Origin of the sequence: Velocimicrobium porci (assembly GCF_009696045.1) — a bacterium.
Taxonomy (GTDB): domain Bacteria; phylum Bacillota; class Clostridia; order Lachnospirales; family Lachnospiraceae; genus Velocimicrobium; species Velocimicrobium porci.
In genome coordinates, this window is the sequence record NZ_VUMT01000003.1 from 76449 (window position 1) to 93724 (window position 17276).

Genomic DNA, 17276 nt, shown 5'->3' on the forward strand with positions numbered 1-17276 from the left:
AGCTAATCTTAGTTTATCTGTTATATATTACATTAACAAATTTCAGCACCAACTTCAACATCTCTTTCCGGAACCATAAAAGATAATTTACCATTCTTATCCTCTGCGGAAAGAATCATTCCTTCTGATGTAAGTCCTGCTAATGTGGCTGGCTTTAAGTTTACTAATACCATAACTTTTTTACCGACCACTTCTTCTGGAGTATAATAATCTTTTACTCCGGAGACAATCTGCATGATGTCTTCTCCAACACGTACCTGAAAACATAATAATTTTCTGGATTTTTTAACCTCTTCACATGCTATAATCTCACCCACACGAAAATCCATGTTTATAAACTCTTCATAAGTAACTTCTAATATATTATCTGTATTCATATTTATTCTCCTTTACAACCGAATCACAAAGGTAATTTATCCTTTGAATCTAATTTCACCTTTTTTCTATAACTGCTAGGTGTAACATTTTTAAAATAGACAAAATTTCTCGTAAATGTTTTTACCGTATTATAGCCTACCTCAATTGCAATATCTGTCATAGCCATATTGGTTGTAACAAGCAATTGACAGGCAGAATTAATTCTCATAAAATTTAAAAATTCAAAAAAATTTTTTTCCGTCTGCAATAATAAAATACGATTTAGTTCCACAACTGTTATATCAAATTCAGCTGCGACAGATTGAGCAGTAATTTCTTCCTTATGATTATCTACAACATAGGAAACGACACGATACCCCAATTTTTTTTCTTTTATATTACAGGCCTGTAATACTGTTTGATATGTTTTCCTGTAATCTGTTATTTTATTCTCCATCCTGCTTTCAAATACTTTCGAAATATGAGCAGCATCTACATAACCAAGAATAGTCGCCAACTCTTCTAATGTATAATCTGTATACATTAAATAATTTAAAGTTTTGGCAACACGAATTTCATTCAATAAATTATTAAAAGTCAAACCCGTAGTTTCCATAATGTATCTGCTAATTGATGATTCGCTCATATAGAACAGCTTTGACAATTTACTTAACGTAATTTTTTCACTTAAATGAGCATAAATATATTTAAAAATTCGAGAACAACTGTTTTTTTCTGGGATTATTTCATTGTCCGGTTTCTCACATTCCTCACCTGCACGACAAAAACGGACAATTAACTCTGTAAGCAAGTTCACCGTATAAATATTATGAAATAGGTTGGGTTCCGGAAACTCCATTGTACATTCCACACCAACCTCATCCCGAATTTTCCGGAAGGATTCTTTTAACAATTTATGATATAATTCATTACAATGAACAACCGGTCTATCCTTTATCTTAGTAATTGTCGGAACTTCCTCATTAGATACATTAAACAGAGATTTTATAACATCATTAATTAAAACATAATTATATACCACAACATACAATTGAAACGTTTCTTTTACTTCTGTTATCTCTGTACAGTCCCACGGCAAAATACCAACCACCGTATCCTCTGTAATCTCATACTCCACTTCATTAATCTTCATCTTCCCTCTTCCCTTATTAAAAAATAGGAATCTTGAAGTCTGATGAAGAATGGGTCTCTTTTTTTCCTCTATAATTTCATAATTAAAAGAACAAAATCTCTTTTCATCTGTTTCCGAACAAAATTGATGCTGCAGCTCAACTGTATATTCCATATTTTATCTTCTCCTTGCATCAAGCGATTACAATATATCTCATCTTATCTCTCATAATAATACCATAAATGCAAGAAAAAGAGCAATATAATCTTTTGAAACAAAAACCACCATATAACATCATAATTGCATTATGCCGTTATATGGTGGATAATTAGTCTGTAATAATACTATTCTATTTTCTTAAGATTATTTACAAATCATCATAGCAATAGATAAGATTACTACGTTCATTACAAAAATAATTCCTAATAATTTTCCAACAAATTTACACCATGTTGGCCATTCAATCTTAGCAATCTGTAATCCACCCATTACTACTGCACTTGTAGGAGTAACTAAGTTTACAAGACCACAAGCTGCTGAGAAAATTAAAATCATAATTTCTGGGCTTAAACCAATGCTGTATGCTAAACCACCGAATGTTGGCATAGAAGCAGCTGCTAAACCAGATGTAGAAGGGATTAAGAAAGATAATCCTAAGTATACGATATAGCTTCCAACTGTAAATAGTGCTGGTGAAACGTTAGATAACGCATTAGAAGCATGTTGTAATACATATGCATCAAGACCTGTTGTGCTCATGATTACAGAGATACCTCTGGATACAGCGATAACTAATACAACACCTACCATATCAGCAGAACCAGCAACGAAAGAGTTAACAATTTCTCTTTCACCTAATCTGGAAGATACACCGATAATAATTGCTCCGATTAAGAACCATGCCTGTAATTCCTGGAAGTACCAGTCACCTAATACCTGTCCTGTTAATACAGCTGTCCAGCCTGGCATATTAACACCAAAACTAGCCCAAGGAATTAAACTGATAATCATGATTATGAAAGCAATTGCAAATATAATTAAAGCAACTTTCTGAGAACCTGTTAATTTAGTTTCTTCTTCTTCTCCTGCTTTACCATAAGCTTCAACAGAGTTCGCTCTTTCAACTGCAGAAAGAATGGATTTTCCTGAGTCTGCTTTTACTTTCTTAGCATAGCTCATAACGTAGATAATTGCTACAACTAATGAGGAAAGCCAAAGAAGTGCACCTACACCAAGAATAATTGTCTGATTTACTTGAATATCTGGATTTGAACCCTGTAATGCATCAATTGCTGCAGAAATAGCAAATGGGTTAACGGTAGATCCTAATACACCGACTCCGGCACCAAGTAAAATAACAGAAGCACCTACCATAGCGTCAAAACCTGCTGCAATCATTGTTGTAACAAGTAAAGCATAGAACGCCATTGTTTCTTCTGCCATACCATAAGTAGTACCGCCTAAAGAAAAGAGTGTCATAAGAATTGGAATTAATAATTCTTCTTTTCCTTTTAATTTACGAACGATAGTTGCAATACCCTCGTCTAATGCGCCAGTCTTAGTCATAACACCTAAGAAACCGCCTAATACAAGAATAAATACACAAACATCAATCGCATCAATAAAACCATTTGTTGGTGCTAACATAACCTGAGATAATGACGCAGGTTTAACGTCCCCACCTACAAACTGTGTAACAATTGCCAGTATAATGATAATTAAAATCAAGATACTGTATGCACTAGGCATCTGGAACTGCTTTTTTTGTTTGTTTTCCATATTTGTATCCTCCTCTTCATGTACGTAGATGAATTTTTTTGCATAAATATGCACTTCAAGACCTAATTATCCCCGTTTCCCATAGTAAAACTATAGAAAACGGGATATTTAGGAGTTATATTACGTCATAGATTATTATACACTACAACCTTTTTAAAATGCAAGTATGCATTCACGTACATCCATATATAGATGATATTTATTTTGCAACGATCTTTGTACCAGTTTCGCCAGTCATAGCTAAACCAGCCTTCTCTAAAGAAGTGATCAATGCTTCTCTGCCATCTTTAGATTCAACAAATGACATACAAGCCTCAACCTTTGGTAACATACTTCCAGGAGCAAAATGTCCTTCAGAAATATATTGACCTGCTTCTTCAAGATTGATCTGTGCAAGCTCTTTTTGATCCGGTTTGTTAAAGTTAATGCAAACACGGTCAACTGCAGTAAGAATCATAAGGATATCAGCATCAAGATCTGCTGCTAATTTAGCACAAGATTTATCTTTGTCGATAACTGCAGCTGTTCCCTGTAATCCTGTTTCTGTTTCAACAACTGGAATACCGCCACCACCAACAGTAATAACAACAACATCATCTTCTACTAATTTATTAACTACATTTAACTCTACAATTCTCTTTGGCTGAGGTGAAGGAACTACTCTTCTGTATCCTCTTCCTGCATCTTCTACAAATACATAACCTTTTTCTTCTGCAATCTTATCTGCTTCTTCTTTTGTCATGAAAGCACCGATTGGTTTTGTAGGTTTCTTAAATGCTTCATCTGCTGGGTCAACTACAACCTGAGTTACTAAACATGCAACTTCTTTTTTAATTCCACGATTTGCTAATTCTGTCTGTACAGCCTGTTGCAAGTGATATCCGATGTATCCTTGTGACATTGCGCCGCACTCTGGGAAAGGCATTGCTGCTGTTCCACCACCTTGAGTTGCGGAATATTCCATAGCTAAATTAATCATTCCAACCTGTGGACCATTACCATGACCAATTACAACTTTGTGACCTTGGGAAATTAAGTCTACAACTGTTTTTGCAGTATTTTTTACTAATTCTAATTGCTCTTCTGCATTATTTCCCAAAGCATTTCCGCCTAATGCAAGCACAATTTTCTTACTTTCCATTCTTCTCTTTCTCCTTTAATAAAGCAATTTTGCGTTATTTATCTAATAATCAAATTATAATTTATAATCAACAATTAGCATAATGTAGCGTATACAACTGCTTTAATTGTATGCATTCTGTTTTCAGCTTCATCGAATACAACAGATTGTTTGGATTCGAATACTTCATTTGTAACTTCCATTTCTGGAATACCAAATTTCTTAGCGATATCAGCACCGATTGTTGTGTTTGTATCGTGGAAAGATGGTAAGCAGTGCATGAAGATAGCTTCTGGATTAGCATTATCCATAACAGCTTTGTTTACTTGGTAATCTTTTAATAACTTAATTCTTGTTTCCCAAACTTCATCTGGTTCACCCATGGATACCCAGATATCTGTGTAGATAACGTCAGCATTCTTTGTACCAGCTTTAACATCTTCTGTTAATGTGATTGTACATCCGTTTTCAGCTGCGATTTCTTTACATGTTTCAACTAAAGATTCTTCTGGGAATAATTCCTTAGGAGCACAAGCTGTAAAGTTAAGTCCCATCTTAGCACAAGCAACCATTAAGGAGTTACCCATGTTGTTTCTAGCATCACCCATGTATGTGAAGTTTACGCCTTTTAAACGACCTAATTTTTCTTCGATTGTTAAAAGGTCAGCAAGCATCTGTGTTGGGTGGAATTGATCTGTTAAACCATTCCATACTGGTACTCCAGCATAATCAGCTAATTCCTGAACTAATTCTTGGCTAAATCCACGGTATTCAATACCATCATACATTCTACCTAATACACGAGCTGTATCAGCGATGCTTTCTTTTTTACCCATCTGAGAGCTTCCTGGATCAAGGTAAGTAACACCCATACCTAAATCTAATCCAGCAACTTCGAAAGAACATCTTGTTCTTGTAGAAGTTTTTTCAAATAATAATACGATATTTTTTCCTTCAAGATATTTGTGAGGTGTGTTTGTTCTCTTTAAATCTTTGAAGTTTTTAGCTAAGTCTAAAAGGTAACGAATTTCCTCTGATGTGAAGTCTAATAATTTTAAATAATTTCTTCCACGTAAATTTACTGCCATTTTTGTTCTCCTTTTCTTTTAAAAAAAATCTTTTTTATCAAGTATCTTATAAGTTAATTTATAAATACTATAGGCAATAGTAAGAGAAGAACTAAATCTTCTCTTACTAAAAATTTAAAACATTTTTAAATATAAGTCAAACTAAAATTAGTCTTCTCTTACAAGAGGCATGCTCATGCAACGAGGGCCCCCTCTTCCTCTTGATAATTCCGCACTTGGGATTTCAAGAACTTTGATTCCGTTTTGTCTAAGAATCTCATTTGTAACTGTGTTTCTCTGGTAAACAACGATAACACCAGGAGCAATACATAATGTATTAGAACCATCATTCCATTGTTCACGTTCAGCAGCGATTCTGTCACCGCCACCACACTGAATTAATGTAACTTTTTCAACACCTAAGTGTTTAGCAAGTACAGATTCTAAGTCAGATTCAACTTTAACTACTTTTAATTCACCTTCGTTAGCACCTTTAGTGATTTCATATACTGTTAAAGGTCCTAAGATACCTGGATGAATTGTAAATTTATCATAATCAATCTGTGTAAATACTGTATCTAAGTGCATCATAGCTCTGTTATTAGGAATATCAAAAGCTAATACTGTTTCAATTGTAGCATCTTTATCAGCAAAGATGTTTTTAGCTAATAATTCAATAGCCGGAGCCTGAGTTCTCTGAGAAATACCTACAGCTAATACTTTATCGTTGATGTTTAAGATATCTCCACCTTCAACATGTACTTTGCTGTTACGATCATAGTATTGAGCTACCTGATCTTTGTAATCTGGATGATATTTGAAAATATACTGTCCAAAGATTGTTTCTCTGTTTCTTGTTTCAGAGAACATTCTGTTAACACTTACACCGTTTCCGATACAAGCAAATGGGTCTCTTGTGAAGTAAACGTTTGGCATTGGATCTACTAATAATTCAGATGGATCTGTCATATAGTCTACTAAAGAACCGCTTTTATCATAATCAAGCTCGTTATAAACAATACCTTCGATTGATTTCATAACCATAGCTTTCTTATCATCATTATATTTCATCATGAAATCATAAATTCTTTTTACTTGACCAGCGTCTGTGATTCCAGCTTCGTCAATCCATTGATATAAGAATTCATCTCTGATTTCATCGCTTACGTTAAGAACGTCAGCCATAAGGTCTTCAAGGTATACTACCTCTACTCCATTCTCACGAAGAACTTTTGCAAATTCATCATGTTCAGCCTGTGCAACTTCTAAGAAAGGAATATCATCAAATAATAATCTCTCTAATGTGTCAGGTGTTAAGTTTTCTAACTCTTTACCTGGACGGTGAAGTAGCACTTTCTTTAGTGGTTTAATTTCACTTTTAACATTAATTGCTGCCACGTTTGTATCCTCCTTTTATAAATACGCTTTCGCGAAAAATATTGTTTTGAAAATGACGCGTGGGATCTCGGTCATTATAAGATGTCATATATCTTAATTAATAACATAAAACTTTTTATTAAATAAAAATAAGAGATAAAAGAGAACAAGTTATGTTTATATTTTTTATATCTTTTGTACATTTTACATATGACATCTTATAATGACCGAATATCGCTTTGTTCATTTTCACTCTCTCAAAAACGATTGGGCTGTTGTTTTTGATGTAATTACATAATACACAAATTTTTGAATAAATGTTTGAATTTTAGTCGGAAATATCTTGTATTTTCTACATTACTGACTTTGTCTTTTTCTTGTCAATTTGCACAAAGCTATGCACTATATTCTGTATAATTTACTAATATACATTAATTTTGGTCATTTTCCAATGAATATACATGCACAGTATTCGTGAATGTTTATTCAGCATTAGTTTAATAAATACATGTTTTGCAATAAAATCCTTGTATAAATAAGCATCACTATCCAAATTTTGGATAAATTTTCGTTTTTAACTAAATATTTATACCATGCTCAGTTTCTTCACATTTGCTGAGCATATTTTATTCGATGTTTGCCTGTTTTATACAATTTTTTTTACTTTTTTTGTCCATTAACAGCAAAAAACCTTGATTTTACGGCATTTCTTAAAACTGTTTGTTTTATTTTTCACTAATTTTTCTTTGTTTTTTCTTGCCATTTTTATGTCCACTTTGATAGTTTGTCTCTTTTTTTTTATTTTATGTATGTTTTGTACAATTTTTTACTATTGACAAACCAAACCTTTGAATTGTATAATGGAAAAAATTTGCCAAGCAGACAGTCATTATTCAATACAGCAAATTTTTTTTGCGCAAAAATGCACAAACACTATTATGATAATCAAATATAGAAAGGATTAGGTGGAAAAATGAAACATTTGATTGACCCAACTGATTTAACACTGGCTGAAATTGACGAAATATTAGAATTAGCCGAAAAAATTATGAGTGACAGACCAAAATATGCTGAAGTATGTAAAGGTAAAAAATTAGCTACTCTATTTTTTGAACCAAGCACTAGAACTCGTTTAAGCTTTGAAGCAGCGATGATGGAACTTGGTGGTAATGTAATTGGTTTTTCATCTGCAAATTCCAGTTCCGCTGCAAAAGGTGAAAGCGTTGCTGATACCGCTCGTACAGTTGAGAAGTACGCTGACATCATTGCAATGCGACATCCAAAAGAAGGTGCACCTCTTGTAGCTTCAATGCACGTTAATATTCCAGTAATCAATGCCGGTGATGGTGGTCATAATCATCCTACCCAAACACTTACCGATCTTCTTACAATTCGAGAAACAAAACATCGTCTAAATAATCTTACTGTTGGTTTTTGCGGTGACCTAAAATTTGGTCGTACCGTCCATTCATTAATCAAACAATTATCCCAATATGAAAATATGAAATTTATATTAATCTCTCCAAAAGAACTACAAGTACCTGATTACATCAAGGAAGAGCTTAACAAAAAGAATATACCATTCGAAGAAGTTGAGCAGATGGAAGATGTAATTAGTGAGTTAGATATTTTATATATGACTCGTGTACAAAGGGAGAGATTTTTTAATGAAGCTGATTATATCCGCTTAAAAGACAGTTATATTTTAGACCTTGCAAAACTTGAGCATGCAAAAGAAGACTTAAAAATTATGCACCCACTTCCAAGAGTAAATGAAATATCAGTCGAAGTAGATGATGACCCAAGAGCCGTATATTTCGACCAAGCAGAATATGGAAAATTCGTAAGAATGGCATTGATTATGAAACTGTTAAATCTGGATAAATAACAAGCAATCGTCAATCAAATAAGAAAAGCAATAGGAGGAAGCACATGTTAAAAGTTGACAGTATCGAAAAAGGAATCGTGTTAGATCATATTAAGGCTGGAAAAGCAATGCAAATATATAAATATCTTAATCTTGATAATCTTGATTGTAGTGTTGCCATTATCAAAAATGTAAAAAGCAACAAATTAGGAGCAAAAGATATTATCAAAATAAATGATAACATTGATATCAATTTAGATGTTTTAGGATACATAGATCCAAATATTACTGTAAACATTATCGAAGACAATAAAACGGTGGAAAAGAAACGTCTTGAACTGCCAGAAAAAATTGTAAATGTTGCAAAATGCAAAAATCCAAGATGTATCACTTCAATTGAGCAGGAACTCGACCATGTCTTCAAATTGGTTGATAAAGAAAATGGTGTCTACCGCTGTTTATATTGTGACCAAAAAGCCGGAAAATAATTGTAAATTTTCTACCCAAAATATGCTATATATTTATAAAAAACTTTTTAAAATAGAAACAATTTAAAATAGGTGTGATACGGCATCGTATCACACCTACACTATATATAGAAGAAACTCTCTATAGTATTCATTCGAATATACATTAATTATACAGACCAAATCTTGAATATATTCACTAATTTATTGTCTTTCTTCAATCTCTTTAATCATATTAACACGTTCCGCATGTCGTCCACCTTCAAATTCAGCATTCAGCCATTCGTCAACAATCATCTTAGCAAGTTCAATTCCAATTACTCTTGCCCCAAATGCTAAAACGTTTGTATTATTGTGTTGTTTTGAAAGCTTAGCAGAATAAGGCTCACTGCAAACTACAGCACGAACTCCTTTTACTTTATTAGCTGCCAGTGAAATTCCAACACCAGTTCCACAAATTGCAATACCGCAGTCTGCCTCACCACTCACAACAGCTCTTCCAACTTTTTCCCCATAAACAGGATATTCTACTCTTTCATTTGTATCTGTTCCAAAGTTAATTACTTCATGACCTTTTGACTCTAAATATTCTACAATCTGCTGTTTCATTTCCACAGCAGCATGATCATTTCCAATTGCTATTTTCATAAAATATGCTCCTTCTCTCAAAATTAAATTCGTTAAGTATAAAACACTCTATTATTCATTATTGCAAAAACCTGAAAAAAAGTCAACAACACATATTTTCTCATACATTATCTTATTAACAATTTCTTAAATCTCCCCCTATCCCATTGCCCCCATCTTTTTCCTATGATATAATTCTTGCAAACCAAAGGAAACAAACTGCCAATATGAGAGAGGATGATACAATGAGGGAATTTCTTCAGAAATATAAACATGGCTGGGTGCTGTTTTACATGATTTTTTATTTAATTTGGTTTTTCTACTTAGAAAACCGGACGAATATTATTTCTAAAACAATCCACATTACATTGGATGATAAAATTCCATTTAATGAATGGTTTATTATTCCATATATGATATGGTTTGCCTATGTAACCGCCGCTGTTTTATATTTCTTTTTTACATCAAAAGAAGACTATTATAAATGCACCGCATTTTTATTTATTGGAATGAGTATTTGTCTGCTTATCTATACTATATGGCCAAGCAGTCAGAATCTGCGGCCAACTACATTTACACACGACAACATTGCAACTCATCTTGTCCAATACATTTATTCGATTGACACTCCGACAAATATTTGTCCAAGCATACACGTGTATAATACAATAGGTGTACATATTTCAGTTTTGCAGAGTGAAAAACTAAGGAAAAACGCAATTATACGATATGGCTCTTTGATTACAGCAATATTAATCTGCCTTTCAACCGTATTTTTAAAACAGCACTCTGTTTTTGACGGAATTTGTGCAATTCTTTTAAGTTCTGTTATGTATATTGTAGTGTACAAAATAAATTACTCCCATCTTCTCGCACGTTATCGTGCCAAGAAAGATGAGAGTGTTGTCTACTAATTGAATCAACCAAATCCATATATTTTTCTGGAAAGCTGGTAACCTAAGACGATAATCTTATTACCGGCTTTTCCTTTTAACTGCATAGAACGACCAAGTACACAGCGCTTAACTGCCTTATAAAGCTGTTTATTGCTCTTTTTCAAAAATTCCCAAAGCTCCTCTTTTTTCGCTAAACTTTCTTCGCTTCCCTCTTTAATTAAAAATACCGAGCTGACGGTCATCATCATAGCAAGATATTTTGCCATATAATTTCTTAACTTCTTCTCTTTTAGCTTATCCAAATCATGTGCTTCTATCATAATTTTTGTTATTTTTATCTGTTGATCAATTCTTCCAATCATAACCTTTTCATTTACCGACTGGTCATCCCTTCCGATAAAATACCGGTAAAAATCAACATTAAGATAATACATCGTTTTCACAAATGGCAATGGCTGATATACAAAAATGTTATCCACATAAAATGTATGCTTTGGCAGTTCTAATCCACAATCCTTTAACAATTTTGTCCGATAGATAACAGAATGCATTAATATATTCTGACTTGTCTTAAAGTGCATAATATCAGACCATCCAAAAACACGGTTCTGAGGCATTGCAGTACGATAATCGATTACTTTTTGTTTATTTACAGATGGTTTTTCATACACATAATTTGCAATTAACATATCCAAACTTTGTGCATTCTCAACCATTTCCCTTAACACGTCAAGTATTTTGTGAAGTGCTTCCTCCTGAACCCAATCATCACTGTCAACAACCTTATAATATAACCCGGTTGCATTTCTAAGTCCTGTATTAACTGCCTCTCCATGCCCTCCATTTTCCTGATGAATTGCACGAACAATCGTTGGATATTTTGCAGCATATTCATCGGCTATTTTAGCCGTATTATCTTTTGACCCATCATTTACAATTAATATCTCTACGTCTTCTCCTCCCGGTAAAAGACTTTCAATCGCATGACTCATATATTCCTGAGAATTATAACAGGGAATTGCAATTGTTAATAATTTCATCTCATTTCCGTTACTGAAAACTTATAAAAAGTTATAAACTTTTATGTTTCATTCCTACTTCAATGTGTATGCTTTTGCACTGAATAAATCCAGATACTACTCACAAGTTCTTGTACACTCCATAGGCGTAAATTCCTGACTAACGTACCAGTACATATCTGCATTAACTTGAACGTGTTATGATACAGATTGTTGTTCTAACGTCGTTTCTCCATATCTTTTTAGATTCAAAGAAGCTTGGTAATCTCTATCTATCACGTTTCCACATTCACATTTGTAAATACGGTCTGATAACTTTAAATCTTTCTTGATATTTCCGCAACAACTACATAGTTTAGAACTTGGAAAGAATCTATCTGCAATAATAACTGGAATATTGTTCCATGCGGATTTATATTCTATCTGTCGTCTAAATTCTCCAAAACATTGTTGTTGAACTGCCTTAGATAAATGTCTATTCTTCATTATTCCTTTTACATTCAAATCTTCCATACAAATAAAACTTGGTTCTCATTTTATGATTTCAGATGTTGTCTGATGTAAATAGTTTTGACGAAGATTGGTTAGTCTGTGATTTAACTTTAAAAGTTCTTGTTCACTTTTTATAAGGTTACTTGTTTTACAGTAATTTTCTCCTTTCTTATTTTTCTCATATCTTCTTGATATGGAACGCTGTAACCTACGTTTTCTTTTCTCTAATTTCTTTACTTTTTGAGTTTTATTTATATTCTGATATTTATGCCCATTCGAACAGATTGCTAAATCTTTTATTCCTAAATCAATTCCAATTCCTTCGTTTGATGGAAGGGCAGAACTGTCTTCGTATTCCATTCCAATTGTAATCCACCAATTTAATCCGTCATATTTTATACGAGGATTCATGTACTTTACGTTTGCAATAGGAATACGACCATGTTCTGCAAGCCTGATCCAATTTAATTTCTGTTTGTTTTTCTTTTTCGAAGCAACGAATCCTTCTACTTTTACATGAGTGTCTGTAAATTGGATTTTTACATTATCCTGATAAAATTTAGGAACAGAACGTTTTCTGCTTTTAAATCGTGGGAACTTCGTATCTCCTTTAAAGAAAGCTTTATACGCTTCGCAAGCATCTTTTATTGCCTGCTTTGTAACATTATTTGAAATATTGTTCAACCAAGCATATTCTTCTGTCTTCTTTAATTTCGTAAATTCTTTTCGTAAATCTCCATCCGATATAAACTTTCCACCATTCTTATAATTCTCTTGCTCTCTACTCAAAGCCCAGTTATAAGCAAATCTGGCAGTATTAGCATATTGGAATAATTTAGTTTTTTGTTTATTATTTGGAATCAGCATTACTCGAATTGTTTTTGTCATTGTCTTCACCACCTTCTTCTATCAGTTCTTTTAATCCTTTTTTCTTATAATTGATTCCAGAGCCAATGGTAATTCTATCGAGATTCGGTTTTATATTCATCACTTGATTCAATTGTTCGTGTGAATAATATCTATATCCATTGCTAGAAATATGATGTGGATGAAGTTTTCCGTTATTGTCCCAATTCCGTAATGTTTGTGCTGAAACTCCTAAAATCTTTGAAAATTCATTGATAGAATAGTATTTGCTCATAATTAAAATCCCCTTATAATGTTTATACTTCATTCCATCAAGATAAGTTATAAAATCCAACAGATATTTATAATATTTTATAAGTTTAATTTATCTGTTTACCACCTCCCTTTTATGATTATTCTTATTTATAATTGTTCCGCAAGAGTAAGTGCTTTGTCTACAATCGCATCAATATTATAATAGCGATACTCTGCAAGACGTCCTAACAAATGTACATTCGGCAGTCTGTCAAGTTTCTCAACATATTTCTGATACAATTTTTCATTTTCTGCATTTAGAATTGCATAATACGGAATTTCTCCCTGTTTTCCGCTATAGGAAAAAGGATACTCTTTCATAATGGTTGTTCCATTCTGTACTTGTCCTGTTAAATATTTATATTCCGTAATTCTTGTAAAATCTTCCGACACGGTATAATTGACTACACCATGTGTCTGATAATGTTCTTTCTCATAATATTCACATTCAAAACGTAAAGAACGATAAGGAAGTCTTCCGTATTCACAATCGAACAATTCATCAATTGGTCCTGTGTAAATAACTTCTCCTTTAAATTCGTTTCCATCTGCATATACTTTATTTCCGATAGTCATAAACTCGTTCGCAGGTGAATTCAATCTCACTTCAATATTTTTATGGTTTAACATATTATCAAACAGTGCTGTATATCCGTCTAACGGCATACCTTGATATGTATCTTGAAAGTATCGATTATCTCTCGATATAAAAACAGGAACTCTTCCGGATACAGAAGGATCAATTTCCTCCGGTTTTTGTCCCCATTGCTTCATTGTATATTTAAGAAATACATTTTCGTAAACAAACTGAGCAATATCCTGAATTTCTTTCGACTGGTTCTTTCTCAATTCCAAAATTGGTATCTTTACATTTTCACCATACTCTTTGATAAGAAGCTCCTCTAATTCTTTTGCTTTTTCTACTCCATAAACCAACTCTAATGTATTTAAATTAAACGGAATCGGAAGCATTTTTCCATTTACATTACCTACAACCTCATGGCTGTAATCATACCATTTGGTAAATTGGGACAGATAATCGTAAACATGCTTCATATTTGTATGGAAAATATGTGGACCATATTGATGAATCAAAATTCCATGCTCATCCTGTACGTCATAACAATTTCCACCAATATGATTTCTTTGTTCAAGAATTAACACTCGTCTGCCTTTTTCAGCCAACTGTCTTCCCACTACTGCTCCGGCAAAACCACAGCCTATAACAATTACATCATACACGTTGTTCTCTCCATTCTTATTATTAATAATTTATTTTTTTATCAAAAAACTCTTACTCACTGACAATATTCATTATAACATTATTTTTGTTTGTTAACAGTACCTATTCCTTAAAAAATTCTTAATTCGCGTTAATATGTATATTTTTGTAACAAATAATTCGGTTATATTCCTCGCCGACGCAATGCAATTCTGCTCAAAGCGTTTTTGCTTTATAGGAGACGAAGTTTCCTATAAAGTAAAAAAAGGAACAGAGGAGTTTCCCTTTGTTCCTTTTCTTTTTTACGTAATAGTAACTTTTTTAAATCCAAAAGAATGAACGATTTCTTTTAATTCTTCCATATATGGAGTATCCGGTGTTGAATATATTGCTTTTTCTTTCCTTACACCAATCGGACGATACTTAATTAATTTATACTGTATTTCACTTTGTTTATTATAATTTTGTAAAAGTTCCGCCGTTTGAATTACTGTTTTCTTTGTATCAAATAATTCCGGAACAATAACCGTTCTTACCTCTTTTAACTTTTCTCTCTCTGCCAATTCCACTGCATTTGTCAAAACAATCCGATTCTCATTTTCAGTCACTTTAATATGGTCTTCAAGTGAAAATGCCTTTATATCCAACATAACACCTTCTATCTGTTCAAGAATCGGCAATATTTGTTCGAAAGAAAACGTGCCATTGGAATCTAATAATACATTTAATCCCCTCTCACTTAGAAGAGGAATTACCTCTTCCAAAAACTCCCTTTGTAAGGTACATTCTCCACCTGAAAATGTTACACCTCGTATAAATGGTATATTGACTGCAATTGTTTCCACTAATTTCCCTGGTGTATATACGGTTGTTTTTGGAGAACTGTTATACGGACAAGCCTTTAAACAGGCATCACATTCCACACATTTTTCTTTCTCATAAACAACTTTCTGTTCCTTTATGTAAATTGCACCTGTAGGGCAGTGGGACACACAGTTGCCACATAATTTACATAATGATATTGTTTCCGGATTATGACAATACTGACAGTTAAAATTACAGCCTTGAAAAAATACCGCTGTTCTGCATCCGGGTCCATCAACTGCACTAAACGGAATAATCTTGTTGATAATACCAACGTGTTTCATATTATCTTACCTTCCGTTCCAGTACATGGCTGTTCTTTACAGAATCAAGACCCAATTTCGTTGTATCTAATAAAACATTTTCTCCATTTTTAAGTTTTTCCATCTCAGAACGTTTCACAAGGTAACCGGTAATTCGAACTACATCGCTATTGCTTGAATAGAACGAAAGATAACGAACTCCTTTTTCAAATGCTCCCTTCACTACATCAATCAAGTAGGCAGGATTTTTTTCAACTGTTACCTCAATTGGGAATATGTCACCAATACCAGAAGGAAAGTATGGATGAAATTTACCGCAATGGAGTAAATGTTCGGCAAAATTTTCTGGCTCTTCTCCAATCGGAATCCGGCATCCCGGCGTAGAGTCCACATCAGAATCAATTCCAACCTGTGCATGAAGTAAAAAATGTCCTCCTGTTATTTCACAATATGGATTATTATGATTTTTCACGAAAGAATCAATTGCTTGAATAATCTCAACACCTAAATCATCTGCCAGCTTGGAATGACCAAACCTTCCTTCTATATTCTCTTTTTCCAATAAGTTATTAACGCAGTCTGCAAGACCAACAATTCCATACATTGCCGTAAATCTCTCACGTTTTATAAATCCTTCTTTTGCCAAAAAATTGCTTTCAAAGAATCCACTTTCTTCAACAATAAAACGAATTCGCTCATCCATATAAAGAGCCATAATTTCCAATGCCTGTGGCAATACATCTTCAAAAAATTCTTTTTTATTGTGGGCTTTTTTTGCCAAATTTCCTAGTAGCATCCGACATAAAGTATAAGAACCTCCTCCAAGCTTTAAACCGTTATAACAGCTGGCAATTACATAATCGTCACCTAACTCATTCTTAAACATCTGATGATTAGCAAAACTTGGCTTTGCACTTTTTAACGCCGTCTTGGCTGCTAATTCTGCAAAAGAATCCGGAGTAATATCTTTATCATATTTTAAAGTTAAATTAGGAACCGCCTGTTCTAATTCCTGCTCTAATTCCAGAATAATCCGTCCTGCCTTTGTTTCTGTTGGCCCAATATTCGCATGGCAGAATGAATCTAAAATCGTTCGATCCATGTGAATCAAAAACAAACGAATTGCTTTTTTTGCTTCTTCCTCGTCTTTTACAAATGGTTCTAACAGTTCACCCAAATTACCAACATAAACCGGGTAATTTGTTACACTGGGAACATGTTTATAAAAAATCAATAAGGCATTCGTTGCCTCCCATATATCCCTCGGTGGCGTAAGACCTAAAAATTCACTTCCATGCTCCAAAAAAGCCTGATAATCAGGAATAATGTATCTTGGTCGAACCGGAGCATGCCCTTCACCCAAGTCACAGATTACTTTCTCTTCAGGGTCATTACTCATCAATTCTTTTAATCCTTCCGGATATTCCAATACTTCCATTAATGAATCCGCAAGCACTGCCATTTTAGAAACCTTTTGTTCATGTGTAAGCTGATGATTTTTGATTGTTTCTAAAATTTCATTTCTTGCTTCATTTACCCGTTCCATAGAAATCTCTTTCATAAAAT

Annotated in this window: 13 protein-coding genes and 3 pseudogenes; 3 read left to right on the forward strand and 13 right to left on the reverse strand. The window is 33.3% G+C overall.

Annotated elements, in window-relative coordinates; genetic code table 11:
- Positions 1 to 32: 32 nt before the first annotated feature.
- From metG to arcA, 6 genes and pseudogenes are all read right to left on the reverse strand, one after another.
- Positions 33 to 356, reverse strand: a pseudogene (metG, locus tag FYJ58_RS03070) (methionine--tRNA ligase subunit beta); the annotation flags it as partial.
- A 44-nt stretch (positions 357 to 400) separates the two neighbouring features.
- Positions 401 to 1663, reverse strand: a complete 1263-nt coding sequence (locus tag FYJ58_RS03075) for a helix-turn-helix domain-containing protein (protein WP_154517076.1) — start codon at positions 1661 to 1663, stop codon at positions 401 to 403.
- A gap of 189 nt (positions 1664 to 1852) precedes the next feature.
- Entirely contained in the window at positions 1853 to 3268 is a 1416-nt protein-coding gene (locus tag FYJ58_RS03080) for a YfcC family protein (RefSeq protein ID WP_154517079.1), read from the reverse strand.
- Between the two features lie 199 nt (positions 3269 to 3467).
- Positions 3468 to 4409: a carbamate kinase gene (arcC, locus tag FYJ58_RS03085; protein ID WP_154517082.1), complete on the reverse strand. Its 942-nt coding sequence runs from the start codon at positions 4407 to 4409 to the stop codon at positions 3468 to 3470.
- A 74-nt stretch (positions 4410 to 4483) separates the two neighbouring features.
- Entirely contained in the window at positions 4484 to 5476 is a 993-nt protein-coding gene (gene argF / locus FYJ58_RS03090; RefSeq protein ID WP_154517085.1) for an ornithine carbamoyltransferase, read from the reverse strand.
- Between the two features lie 147 nt (positions 5477 to 5623).
- A complete protein-coding gene (gene arcA, locus FYJ58_RS03095; protein ID WP_328597783.1) occupies positions 5624 to 6853 on the reverse strand; it encodes an arginine deiminase in 1230 nt (409 codons plus the stop codon).
- 952 nt (positions 6854 to 7805) lie between these two features.
- Between arcA and pyrB the strand changes: the two genes are divergently transcribed.
- A complete protein-coding gene (pyrB, locus tag FYJ58_RS03100) occupies positions 7806 to 8720 on the forward strand; it encodes an aspartate carbamoyltransferase (RefSeq protein WP_154517088.1) in 915 nt (304 codons plus the stop codon).
- Between the two features lie 44 nt (positions 8721 to 8764).
- Complete coding sequence (locus FYJ58_RS03105; protein ID WP_154517091.1) at positions 8765 to 9187, forward strand: aspartate carbamoyltransferase regulatory subunit; 423 nt, start codon at positions 8765 to 8767, stop codon at positions 9185 to 9187.
- Between the two features lie 183 nt (positions 9188 to 9370).
- Here FYJ58_RS03105 and rpiB read toward each other — a convergent pair whose 3' ends face one another.
- Positions 9371 to 9814: a ribose 5-phosphate isomerase B gene (gene rpiB, locus FYJ58_RS03110; RefSeq protein WP_154517094.1), complete on the reverse strand. Its 444-nt coding sequence runs from the start codon at positions 9812 to 9814 to the stop codon at positions 9371 to 9373.
- Between the two features lie 224 nt (positions 9815 to 10038).
- Here rpiB and FYJ58_RS03115 point away from each other — a divergent pair, with 224 nt between their 5' ends.
- Positions 10039 to 10707 carry a phosphatase PAP2 family protein gene (locus FYJ58_RS03115; RefSeq protein ID WP_154517384.1) on the forward strand — a complete coding sequence of 223 codons (669 nt, stop codon included), beginning with the start codon at positions 10039 to 10041 and terminating at the stop codon, positions 10705 to 10707.
- A 5-nt stretch (positions 10708 to 10712) separates the two neighbouring features.
- Here the strand turns inward: FYJ58_RS03115 and FYJ58_RS03120 are convergent, their stop codons facing one another.
- The 6 genes and pseudogenes from FYJ58_RS03120 to FYJ58_RS03145 form a co-directional block, all read right to left on the reverse strand.
- Positions 10713 to 11729 carry a glycosyltransferase family 2 protein gene (locus FYJ58_RS03120; RefSeq protein WP_154517097.1) on the reverse strand — a complete coding sequence of 339 codons (1017 nt, stop codon included), beginning with the start codon at positions 11727 to 11729 and terminating at the stop codon, positions 10713 to 10715.
- A 177-nt stretch (positions 11730 to 11906) separates the two neighbouring features.
- A pseudogene (locus FYJ58_RS03125) lies at positions 11907 to 13088 on the reverse strand (RNA-guided endonuclease InsQ/TnpB family protein).
- An 85-nt stretch (positions 13089 to 13173) separates the two neighbouring features.
- Positions 13174 to 13341 (reverse strand): annotated as a pseudogene (locus FYJ58_RS15415) (helix-turn-helix domain-containing protein); the annotation flags it as partial.
- 128 nt (positions 13342 to 13469) lie between these two features.
- The gene (gene glf / locus FYJ58_RS03135) at positions 13470 to 14603 is read right to left on the reverse strand and encodes a UDP-galactopyranose mutase (protein ID WP_328597784.1); all 1134 of its coding nucleotides are present in this window, start codon (positions 14601 to 14603) and stop codon (positions 13470 to 13472) included.
- A gap of 282 nt (positions 14604 to 14885) precedes the next feature.
- The gene (locus FYJ58_RS03140; RefSeq protein ID WP_154517100.1) at positions 14886 to 15731 is read right to left on the reverse strand and encodes a YjjW family glycine radical enzyme activase; all 846 of its coding nucleotides are present in this window, start codon (positions 15729 to 15731) and stop codon (positions 14886 to 14888) included.
- A 1-nt stretch (position 15732) separates the two neighbouring features.
- Positions 15733 to 17271 carry a YjjI family glycine radical enzyme gene (locus FYJ58_RS03145; protein WP_154517387.1) on the reverse strand — a complete coding sequence of 513 codons (1539 nt, stop codon included), beginning with the start codon at positions 17269 to 17271 and terminating at the stop codon, positions 15733 to 15735.
- Positions 17272 to 17276 lie beyond the last annotated feature (5 nt).

Bases quoted from the DNA above. Each gene is read 5' to 3' on its own strand.
- FYJ58_RS03075 (WP_154517076.1), bottom strand. From the start codon at position 1,663: ATGGAATATACAGTTGAGCTGCAGCATCAATTTTGTTCGGAAACAGAT.
- FYJ58_RS03080 (WP_154517079.1), bottom strand. From the start codon at position 3,268: ATGGAAAACAAACAAAAAAAGCAGTTCCAGATGCCTAGTGCATACAGT.
- arcC (WP_154517082.1), bottom strand. From the start codon at position 4,409: ATGGAAAGTAAGAAAATTGTGCTTGCATTAGGCGGAAATGCTTTGGGA.
- argF (WP_154517085.1), bottom strand. From the start codon at position 5,476: ATGGCAGTAAATTTACGTGGAAGAAATTATTTAAAATTATTAGACTTC.
- pyrB (WP_154517088.1), top strand. From the start codon at position 7,806: ATGAAACATTTGATTGACCCAACTGATTTAACACTGGCTGAAATTGAC.
- FYJ58_RS03105 (WP_154517091.1), top strand. From the start codon at position 8,765: ATGTTAAAAGTTGACAGTATCGAAAAAGGAATCGTGTTAGATCATATT.
- rpiB (WP_154517094.1), bottom strand. From the start codon at position 9,814: ATGAAAATAGCAATTGGAAATGATCATGCTGCTGTGGAAATGAAACAG.
- FYJ58_RS03115 (WP_154517384.1), top strand. From the start codon at position 10,039: ATGAGGGAATTTCTTCAGAAATATAAACATGGCTGGGTGCTGTTTTAC.
- FYJ58_RS03120 (WP_154517097.1), bottom strand. From the start codon at position 11,729: ATGAAATTATTAACAATTGCAATTCCCTGTTATAATTCTCAGGAATAT.
- FYJ58_RS03140 (WP_154517100.1), bottom strand. From the start codon at position 15,731: ATGAAACACGTTGGTATTATCAACAAGATTATTCCGTTTAGTGCAGTT.
- FYJ58_RS03145 (WP_154517387.1), bottom strand. From the start codon at position 17,271: ATGAAAGAGATTTCTATGGAACGGGTAAATGAAGCAAGAAATGAAATT.